Consider the following 10,136-nt stretch of genomic DNA (forward strand, 5'->3'; position numbering starts at 1 on the left):
GGATTGCTTCGCTTCGCTCGCAATGGCGGAGCGGGGCCAGCGCGCAGCGTCACACCAGCTTCGGCTGTTCCAATGCAACCGCGTCGCCCACGCCGATGTCGCCTTCAGCGATCACCTCGGCATAGATGCCGCAGTCCATGTGGCCGAGATTGCTCGAGAGCGTGGCGGGGATTTCGAGATCGCGCTTGGCGGTATCAGGGTCGACATTGGTGGCCGGGCAGCGCTTGATGCGCTTGACCACTTGCAGCCGGGCCTGTCCGATCGCGAGCGTCTGGCCGACGAGGTCGAGCTCGGACCAGGCCGGCCAGCCCTTCACGTAGAGATTGGCGCGGAAGCGTAGCGGGTGGACGGCGGCGCCGCCGAGCATGGTCTCGAGCGCGCGGACGCTGTCGAGATTGATGATGGACACGACCTTGCGGGCGACGTCTGAAAAGCTGTGGTCGCGGCCGGACAGGATCTTGGGCGGGCCCTTCAGCTCCGGCTGAAAATTTTCCCTGAAATAGTCCTCGATGGCGGCGCGCCCGGCGGCGGTCTCGAGATCGCCGCTGGCGACGATCTGGCCGTCCTTGCGGATGGTCAGGCAATTGGTCGCGTCCTCGAACCGGCTGTCGAGCGAAGCTAGCCGCTCATTCCGCGCCAGCATCAGGAACTGGATCTTCGGCTTCCACTGCGGTGCTTCCGGATCGAAGCCGCTCGGGCCGTTCTCGATGGCGTAGCGGCGGTCGGCGGGCAGGGTCTGGCCGGCTCGCAGGGAGACGCGGGGCAGGGCCTCTGGCGTCAGGCCCTTGATCGGGTAGCGGTAGAGCCCGGTGATCTCGGCGGTCTGGCTGATTGTCATTGCGCTGGGTGTCATGCCGCTACTTAGGGGATTCGGCCCACCGGCGCCAAGCGGGCGGATCCGCGCACGAAATTGTGAACTCGCCTCTTCCGGTCCGAGGCCTCGCTTCCCACATCTGGGTCAGGCCGGCGCCAGCGCCGGCTGATAACGACCGTTGCCGGTTGAGAAACGTCAATGCGGTAATCGGAAACCCAATGAAGATGCCGTTTGGAGTGCCTTTGAGGGCTCCAGGGGCAGGCCGAGGGAAAGACCACGAAATGAACATCGAAAAATATACCGAACGCTCCAGAGGCTTCGTCCAGTCCGCGCAGTCGCTTGCGGTGCGCGAAGGGCACCAGCAGTTTTCGACCCTGCACGTCCTGAAGGTGCTGCTGGACGACAATGAAGGCCTCGCTGCCGGCCTGATCGACCGCGCCGGCGGCAATTCCCGCGCAATCCTGAAGGCGACCGAGGACGCCCTGAACAAGGTGCCGAAGGTCTCTGGCGGCGGAGCCGGCCAGATCTATCTGGCGCCCGAACTCGCGCGCACCTTCGACGCCGCCGAAAAGGCTGGCGAGAAGGCCGGCGACAGCTTTGTCACCGTCGAGCGGCTGCTGCTCGGCCTGGCGCTGGAGAAGACCAGCGAGGCGGGCGCGATCCTGGCCAAGGGCGGCGTCACCCCGCAAAACCTCAACGCGGCGATCGAAGCGCTGCGCAAGGGCCGAACGGCGGACTCCGCCACGGCCGAGAACGCGTATGACGCGCTGAAGAAATATGCCCGCGACCTCACTCAGGCGGCGCGCGACGGCAAGCTCGACCCGGTCATCGGCCGCGACGAGGAGATCCGCCGCACGATCCAGGTGCTGTCGCGCCGGACCAAGAACAATCCCGTCCTGATCGGCGAACCCGGCGTCGGCAAGACCGCCATCGCCGAGGGCTTGGCGCTGCGCATCGTCAACGGTGACGTGCCGGAGAGCCTGAAGGACAAGAAGCTGCTGTCGCTCGACCTCGGCTCGCTGATTGCAGGTGCAAAATATCGCGGCGAGTTCGAGGAGCGGCTGAAGGCCGTGCTGCAGGAGGTGACCGGGAGCGATGGTAATTTCGTCCTGTTCATCGACGAGATGCACACGCTGATCGGCGCTGGTAAGGGCGATGGCGCGATGGACGCGTCCAATTTGCTCAAGCCTGCGCTCGCCCGCGGCGAGCTGCACTGCATCGGCGCCACCACGCTCGACGAGTACCAGAAGCACGTCGAAAAGGACGCGGCGCTGGCGCGGCGATTCCAGCCGATCTTCGTCAGCGAGCCCTCGGTCGAGGATACGATCTCCATTCTGCGCGGGCTGAAGGACAAATACGAGCAGCACCACGGCGTGCGGATCACCGATTCCGCGCTGGTCGCCGCCACGACCCTGTCCAACCGCTACATCACCGACCGCTTCCTGCCGGACAAGGCCATCGACCTCATGGACGAGGCGGCCGCGCGGCTCAAGATGCAGGTCGATTCCAAGCCGGAAGAGCTGGATTCGATGGATCGGGAAATCATCCGGCTGAAGATCGAACAGGAAGCGTTGAAGAAAGAAAGCGATGCCGGGTCGAAGAGCCGCCTGCAGACGCTGGAGAAGGAGCTGGCCGATCTCGAGGAGAAGTCCGCGGCGCTCACCGCACGCTGGAGCGCGGAGAAGAACAAGCTCTCCGACGCTCAGAAACTGAAGGCCGAGCTCGACGGCTTGCGGGTTGAACTTGCCAACGCACAACGGCGCGGTGAATTCCAGAAGGCCGGCGAGCTGGCCTATGGCCGGATCCCCGAATTGGAAAAGCAGCTTGCGGAGATCGAGGCCAAGGAGAACTCCGGCGAGATGATGGAGGAGGCGGTCACCGCCAACCACATCGCGCAGGTGGTCTCGCGCTGGACCGGCGTGCCCGTCGACAAGATGCTCGAAGGCGAGAAAGACAAGCTCCTGCGGATGGAGGACTCGCTCGGCAAGCGCGTCGTCGGCCAGGCCGAGGCCGTGCGTGCGGTCGCGACCGCCGTTCGCCGTTCGCGCGCGGGGCTGCAGGACCCGAACCGGCCGACCGGCTCGTTCATGTTCCTCGGGCCCACCGGCGTCGGCAAGACCGAGCTGACGAAAGCGCTCGCCGAGTATCTGTTCAACGACGAGACCGCGATGGTCCGCCTCGACATGTCCGAGTACATGGAGAAGCACTCGGTCTCGCGGCTGATCGGCGCGCCTCCGGGCTATGTCGGTTATGACGAGGGCGGTGCGCTCACCGAAGCGGTCCGGCGCCGGCCCTACCAGGTCGTGCTGTTCGACGAGATCGAGAAGGCGCATCCCGACGTGTTCAACGTGCTGTTGCAGGTGCTCGACGACGGCCGCCTCACCGACGGCCAGGGCCGCACCGTCGACTTCCGCAACACGCTGATCATCATGACCTCGAACCTCGGTTCGGAGTTTCTGGTGAACCAGCCGGAGGGCGAGGATACCTCGGCCGTGCGCGAGCAGGTGATGGGCATGGTGCGGGCGCACTTCAGGCCAGAGTTCTTGAACCGCGTCGATGAGATCATCCTGTTCCATCGCTTGCAGAGGAGCGAGATGGGCCGGATCGTCGAGATCCAGTTCGCACGGCTGCAAAAGCTTTTGATCGATCGCAAGATCGTGCTGACGCTCGACGCTGCGGGCCGCGACTGGCTCGCCGCCAAGGGCTGGGATCCCGCCTACGGCGCACGGCCGCTGAAGCGCGTGATCCAGCGTCACGTCCAGGATCCGCTCGCCGAGATGATCCTGGCCGGCGACGTCAAGGACGGCGACAACGTTGCGATCTCCTCCGAAGGCAACGTGCTGACCTTCAACGGCAAGGCGCCGCAGACCGCGGAGATCGCCCAGTTCGAGGCGCCGGTGTCGAAGCGGAAGCTGAACTGATCGTCGGCATTCGAAGCCTGAAGCAACAAGCCGCCCCGGAGATGTCAACCTCTCCGGGGCGGTTTGTTTTGCGGGCTGTTGGCGAACTTACTGCGGCGACCTATTTCTTCGTGAGCTTGTAGATCGCGTTCTCGATGTCAGAAGAGAAATAGATCGTGCCGGATTCCCCGATGCCGACGCCTGTCGGAATGTGCGTCGGCAGTCCTCCGGGTGCACCCACGAGGCCGATTGGAAGATTGGCCGCGATCTCGGTAACCGTGCCGGTCTCCGGCACGATTTCGATCAACCGTTTGGCGCCGACCTCCGCTACGATCAGCTTGCCGTCTCTGGCGCGGGCGATGCCTTCGGGCATTTTCAGGTCCTTGGCGACGACTGTCTTTTCGCCGTTGCTCTCGATCATCGAGATCACGCCGGAAAAGGCTTCGGTGAGATAGACCTCGCCACGCGATCCAGCGACGAGCCCGACCGGGCCCTCGAGGCCGCCGATCAGTGTGGTGCGATCCTTGCCGTGCTCGCCGCTGACGCGGACCAGCGATTTGGTGCCGAACTCGGCCACCAGGATGCTGCCGTCCGCGAGCACGAGCGCGTCGTGCGGCGCCTTGAAGCCGTGCAGCATGTCGCGGGTGGCCCCGGTCTTGCCGTCGATCACCTGCACCGTGCCGGTGAACCAGCTCGATAGGACCACATCGTTGCCCTTCGCCGTTGCGCTCATCGGATATTCGAGCGTGACGCCGGCGGCGTGCATGCGCGCCTTCTCGGTGACCTCGCCGGTCGCGCCGTCCACCGTGCGATAGGCGAACACGTCGGCGACGTGGATCGTATCCTTGCCGTTCTCTGACGTGACGCCGATGCCGCCGGGCAAGGCGAGCTTGCCGATGATCACCTGCCGCGCCTGGCCGGTCGCCGGATCGACCTCCTGGATGCCGTTATCGGCCATGTTGGAGACGTAGATTCGGTCCTTGTCGTCGATCGCGAGATTGTCCAGCGACGGCTTCAATTGTGCGACCATGGTCTTGGCGCCCGACTTGGGATCGACCCGAACGAGCTGGCCGAGCGCGGTGTCGACTACCCAGAGATCGCCTTTGGAATCGAAGTTCACCGCGGCCGGGACCTTGAAGCCGTCCGCGACGACGGTCAGCTCGGCCTTGTCGACGTCGACCTTTGCGACCTGTCCCTTGAACCAGAGCGGACCGTAGAGCTTGTCGTCGGGACCGAACTCGAAGCCGTTGAGGCCGCCCATCTTCTCCATGATCTGGCGCGGCGGTTTGACGCCCTCGACGTCGATCTCATAGAGCGTGTCGCCGAGGAAGACGGTGGTGGCGTACAGCCTGCCGTCCTTGCGGAAGGCGAGCGAGTTGATGCCGGGAAGGCCTGAAGCGAGTTTCTTGATCGGGCCGTCGCCCTTGCGCGAATAAAGATCGCCGGCCAGGAATCCGGTCCAGGCCATGGTGCCGTCGGGGGCGAATGCGATGTCGTCGGCCATTCCGATCGGGGCGGGGATTGCAACCTTCGCGCTACCGCCGGGGATGTCGACCTCGTAGAGCGCCGCGCCCGCGACGCTGCCGGCAAACAGATGGCCGGCCTTGTCGATCGCAAGCCCGTGCACGCCGTGGAACGCCGAGCCCGGAACGAGCTTGGTGACCTCCCAGTTTTCGGCCGAAACACTGGTAGCGGAGACGACCGCAGCGACGAAGGCTGCGCAGGCGAGCCTGTTCTTCATGGCGAGACCTCCCGTTTTTTGGAAAGTATTCGCTCCTCATGCCGCTTTGGCAAACGATACTTGACGTTGTGATGCGGCCAAGCCGGGCCCCGCGCGACGTCGTCAAATCCGGCTCGTGCTTGAATATGTCCGGCCGATCTCGGCCCGGTTCGCCGGCTTTACCTGTTGGTGACCTGCAACGGACCGCCGGTGGCGTCCGACATCCGGGCGATGGCACCGGCGCGGCCGCTCATCATGCCGTCGAGCCGGTCGCGCTCCTTCTCGAAGCCGGCCAGCATCGGGCCTTCCAACGAGCGGCCGCGCGGCAGTTTCACACGCAGCGGATCGACGAAGCGGCCGTTGACCAGGATTTCGTAGTGGACGTGCGGGCCGGTCGACGCGCCGGTCGAACCGACGAAGCCGATCACCTGGCCCTGCCGCACCTTCTTGCCGGGCTCCATGCCCTTGGCGAAGGCCGACATATGGCCATAAGCGGTCTCGTAGCCGTTGTTGTGCTTGATGCGGATGTATTTGCCGTAGCCGCCCTCGGGGCCGGCCTTCTCGATCACGCCATTGCCGGAGGCGAAGATCGGCGTGCCGTAGGAGGTGGCCCAGTCGACGCCGGTATGCATCTTCACATAGCCGAGGATGGGGTGACGGCGGCCGCCGAAGCCGGAGCGCATGATGGCGTTGTTGACGGGCTTGCGCACCAGGAACTTCTTCGCGCTCTTGCCGGTCTCGTCATAGTAATCGACGACGCCGTCATCGGGGCTCTGGTAGCGGTAGTATTTCTTGGTCTCGCCGCCGAGCGTCAGCGAAGCGAACAGCACGTCGTTCTTTTCGCTCGCGGTCACGCCTTCGTCTTCGCCGGCGTAGAACACGTCGAATGAATCGCCCGGCGCCACCTTGCGCTGGAAATCGACGTCGTAGGAATAGATCTTGATCATGTCGTCGATGACGGGCATCGGCACTTTGTTGCGCATCGCGGTCTCGTAGATGCTCTGGTAGAGCCGCACGCCCGTGCCGTCATCCTCGTCATCGTCGTCGCTGTTGGCGTTCGCCGCCGCGTCGGCGACGGTGTTCATGCTGGAGACGTCGACCGCGACGTATTTGCCGAGATCGGACAGCGCCGCGATCGCCTCGACCATGGTCTCGTTGGCGATGACGACGCGGTAGGGCTGCAGGCGGGCGCCGGGGCTTGCGGGCGCCATCAGGATCCGCAGCTTCTCGCCTTCCTTCAGGCCGCCGTCGCGGCCGCGCGGCCCAAGCGTCGCGGTGATCGCCTTGATCTCCTCGGCCGTGGCGCCGAGATCGCGCAGCACGCCGGCGACGCTGTCGCCCTTCTTGACCACGTGGACGCGTTCGCCGTTGGGATTGCCGCCGGTGATCTGCTCTTTGGTCTTCGGCAGCAGCGTGACGTTTTCCGGCACCACGCGCGTCTCGAAGCCGGCATAGGGATCGGACGGCGACACTTCGGTGGCGTAGGCGCTTCTGATATCGGACGGGCCGGTCGCGCCGGAGACGTCGGCCGCAGCATTGGAGAGCGCGGCGTAGCGCACCCCGCCATTGCCGCGCCAGTTGGCGGCATCGCGGACCCGCATCAGGATGTCGTCGAGCGCCACCACTGCGGAAATCTTGGCTTTCGGCAGCACCTGGGAGAGGTCCTTGGTGACGAACGAGACCTCGGCGTCGGGTTCGACGGCTTCCGGATTGTTGGGATCCTCGGATGCCGCCTTCGGATCGGATCCGACATCGGTGAGAAGGCGCTGGGCGTTGAATGGCGGGATCTTCGCCGACAGATCGCTCGTCGTCATCGACAGATTGCCGGCAATCCGGATGAAGGGACGCACCCGCATCACGTCGCGGTTGCCGACGCGGGCGACGGTCGAGACGCGCACGATGTTGCGCGAGGCCGTGGATTCGCTCGGCGGCGGCAGGCGGTCGCTCTTGTGCAGCGTGGCGGTGCGGTCGGCTGCGCCGAATGCGCCGCGCAGCGCGCCTTCGACGCGCTCCGGCACCTTGGCGAAGGTCATCTCGCCGTCGAGCGAAGCGAAAACGGCGCCGCCGATCAGGGCTGCGCCGCAAAGTCCGGTTAGAATCGTCCCGCTGAACCATTGCACCGAGACGCGGCGGCGATCGATGACGGCGGCTTCCGAACCATCGACGGACAGCGGCGGCTCGTGGCCGAGATCGATGATCCCGGTCTCACGCCCGTAAGCGCCGCGTGACGTCCTATGGTTCAACCCAAGTCCCCCAATCAACGATCCGAGAGCCCGATTTCGAGCAGCCCCGTTTCGAGCAACCCTGTTTCGAGCCCCTCCTTGAGCCGCCCTCTTCGGGGCGTCTCTGGAAAAGGCAAGCCGCATAGGCGTCCGCGGTCAGAAGGCCCAGATGTCGGACCGGCCGAATTTACGAACAGCTAAGCGGAAAAAGATCTCTCGATGTGTCTCGAATGTCTGAAGAAGGCCGCTTCATCGTATGATCGCCTTCCTCTGACCCCACACAAACCGCCGGCAGCCCCCACTGGCATCCCTGCGATTCAAGCTTTGTCTGTACCAGAACGCCGGGGGATTGTGGCTCAAGTACGGCGCCTAATATGGAAAAGTTTCCCGAACGGCCGGGCGTCAGGGGCCTTCCAGGGACGAGCGATCCAAGTCGCGTCCAAGTCGCCTCATGCCGCCTCCGGAGCCCTCTCGAGCCCAAACTTTTTTTGAGTTTTTTCTCCGCGCCGGCGCGATCCAGCCGCTCAGCGACTTTCTAACCTGCTGTAATCGCGTGGATTTTTCGAACAATCCACCGTGCGACGATTTTCTGACAATGGTCGTTGACAACCCCGATGGGCGGGGCCTATAACCCGACCACTGAGCGCGGCGCCGCCGGGTCACTGACCAAGGCGAGCGAACGCGCCACTGATGCTCCTCACCTTGTTGAGTGACACAACAGTCGACGTAAGTCGATTGGAGTTCATCCATCGTCGGTAAGGGTGTCGGAACCCTTCCTCTCTGGAAGGTTGGGACCTCCTGGTCCCGGGCTGTTTGACAAGTGAAGATGAAGAAAGAGAAACGTGGACGGCGGAGTCCTTGCGCCTCTCGGATACTGAAGAGCTTCGGCTTTTGAGTTCTGAGAGGGGACGAAAGACTTCGGCGGTACACGTTTTAAGGTTACACCATCGTTGCCAGCGATGTGAATCGCGGGCAGCTCATCGACTTCGGTCGATGAAAAATGGTGGGACCTCGTCAAAACGTTGTGATCAGCCGGTTCAAAGTTCAAGTCCAACTTGAGAGTTTGATCCTGGCTCAGAGCGAACGCTGGCGGCAGGCTTAACACATGCAAGTCGAGCGGGCGTAGCAATACGTCAGCGGCAGACGGGTGAGTAACGCGTGGGAACATACCTTTTGGTTCGGAACAACACAGGGAAACTTGTGCTAATACCGGATAAGCCCTTACGGGGAAAGATTTATCGCCGAAAGATTGGCCCGCGTCTGATTAGCTAGTTGGTGAGGTAATGGCTCACCAAGGCGACGATCAGTAGCTGGTCTGAGAGGATGATCAGCCACATTGGGACTGAGACACGGCCCAAACTCCTACGGGAGGCAGCAGTGGGGAATATTGGACAATGGGCGCAAGCCTGATCCAGCCATGCCGCGTGAGTGATGAAGGCCCTAGGGTTGTAAAGCTCTTTTGTGCGGGAAGATAATGACGGTACCGCAAGAATAAGCCCCGGCTAACTTCGTGCCAGCAGCCGCGGTAATACGAAGGGGGCTAGCGTTGCTCGGAATCACTGGGCGTAAAGGGTGCGTAGGCGGGTCTTTAAGTCAGGGGTGAAATCCTGGAGCTCAACTCCAGAACTGCCTTTGATACTGAGGATCTTGAGTTCGGGAGAGGTGAGTGGAACTGCGAGTGTAGAGGTGAAATTCGTAGATATTCGCAAGAACACCAGTGGCGAAGGCGGCTCACTGGCCCGATACTGACGCTGAGGCACGAAAGCGTGGGGAGCAAACAGGATTAGATACCCTGGTAGTCCACGCCGTAAACGATGAATGCCAGCCGTTAGTGGGTTTACTCACTAGTGGCGCAGCTAACGCTTTAAGCATTCCGCCTGGGGAGTACGGTCGCAAGATTAAAACTCAAAGGAATTGACGGGGGCCCGCACAAGCGGTGGAGCATGTGGTTTAATTCGACGCAACGCGCAGAACCTTACCAGCCCTTGACATGTCCAGGACCGGTCGCAGAGATGTGACCTTCTCTTCGGAGCCTGGAACACAGGTGCTGCATGGCTGTCGTCAGCTCGTGTCGTGAGATGTTGGGTTAAGTCCCGCAACGAGCGCAACCCCCGTCCTTAGTTGCTACCATTTAGTTGAGCACTCTAAGGAGACTGCCGGTGATAAGCCGCGAGGAAGGTGGGGATGACGTCAAGTCCTCATGGCCCTTACGGGCTGGGCTACACACGTGCTACAATGGCGGTGACAATGGGACGCTAAGGGGCAACCCTTCGCAAATCTCAAAAAGCCGTCTCAGTTCGGATTGGGCTCTGCAACTCGAGCCCATGAAGTTGGAATCGCTAGTAATCGTGGATCAGCACGCCACGGTGAATACGTTCCCGGGCCTTGTACACACCGCCCGTCACACCATGGGAGTTGGTTTTACCTGAAGACGGTGCGCTAACCCGCAAGGGAGGCAGCCGGCCACGGTAGGGTCAGCG

4 protein-coding genes and 1 rRNA gene (1 of these 5 only partly in view) are annotated in these 10,136 nt (G+C 62.9%); 2 read left to right on the forward strand and 3 right to left on the reverse strand.

The features are described 5' to 3' along the window. Nucleotides 1–49: 49 nt before the first annotated feature. Entirely contained in the window at nt 50–838 is a 789-nt protein-coding gene (locus IVB54_RS04130; protein WP_018453269.1) for an MOSC domain-containing protein, read from the reverse strand. Nucleotides 839–1,095: 257 nt separating this feature from the next. On the opposite strand from IVB54_RS04130, the gene clpB reads away from it, so the two are divergent. Continuing rightward, on the forward strand, nt 1,096–3,735 hold the full coding sequence (gene clpB / locus IVB54_RS04135) for an ATP-dependent chaperone ClpB (protein WP_018453270.1): 2,640 nt from the start codon (nt 1,096–1,098) through the stop codon (nt 3,733–3,735). A 100-nt stretch (nt 3,736–3,835) separates the two neighbouring features. Here the strand turns inward: clpB and IVB54_RS04140 are convergent, their stop codons facing one another. Both IVB54_RS04140 and IVB54_RS04145 read right to left on the reverse strand, forming a co-directional pair. Next, the gene (locus tag IVB54_RS04140; RefSeq protein ID WP_085350725.1) at nt 3,836–5,455 is read right to left on the reverse strand and encodes an SMP-30/gluconolactonase/LRE family protein; all 1,620 of its coding nucleotides are present in this window, start codon (nt 5,453–5,455) and stop codon (nt 3,836–3,838) included. 158 nt (nt 5,456–5,613) lie between these two features. Further along, nucleotides 5,614–7,677 carry a M23 family metallopeptidase gene (locus IVB54_RS04145; RefSeq protein WP_018453272.1) on the reverse strand — a complete coding sequence of 688 codons (2,064 nt, stop codon included), beginning with the start codon at nt 7,675–7,677 and terminating at the stop codon, nt 5,614–5,616. A 1,030-nt stretch (nt 7,678–8,707) separates the two neighbouring features. Between IVB54_RS04145 and IVB54_RS04150 the strand changes: the two genes are divergently transcribed. Next, nucleotides 8,708–10,136 (forward strand): 16S ribosomal RNA (locus IVB54_RS04150); it runs 60 nt beyond the window's last position.

The organism is Bradyrhizobium sp. CW1 (assembly GCF_023100665.1).
Taxonomy (GTDB): Bacteria; Pseudomonadota; Alphaproteobacteria; order Rhizobiales; family Xanthobacteraceae; genus Bradyrhizobium; species Bradyrhizobium canariense_D.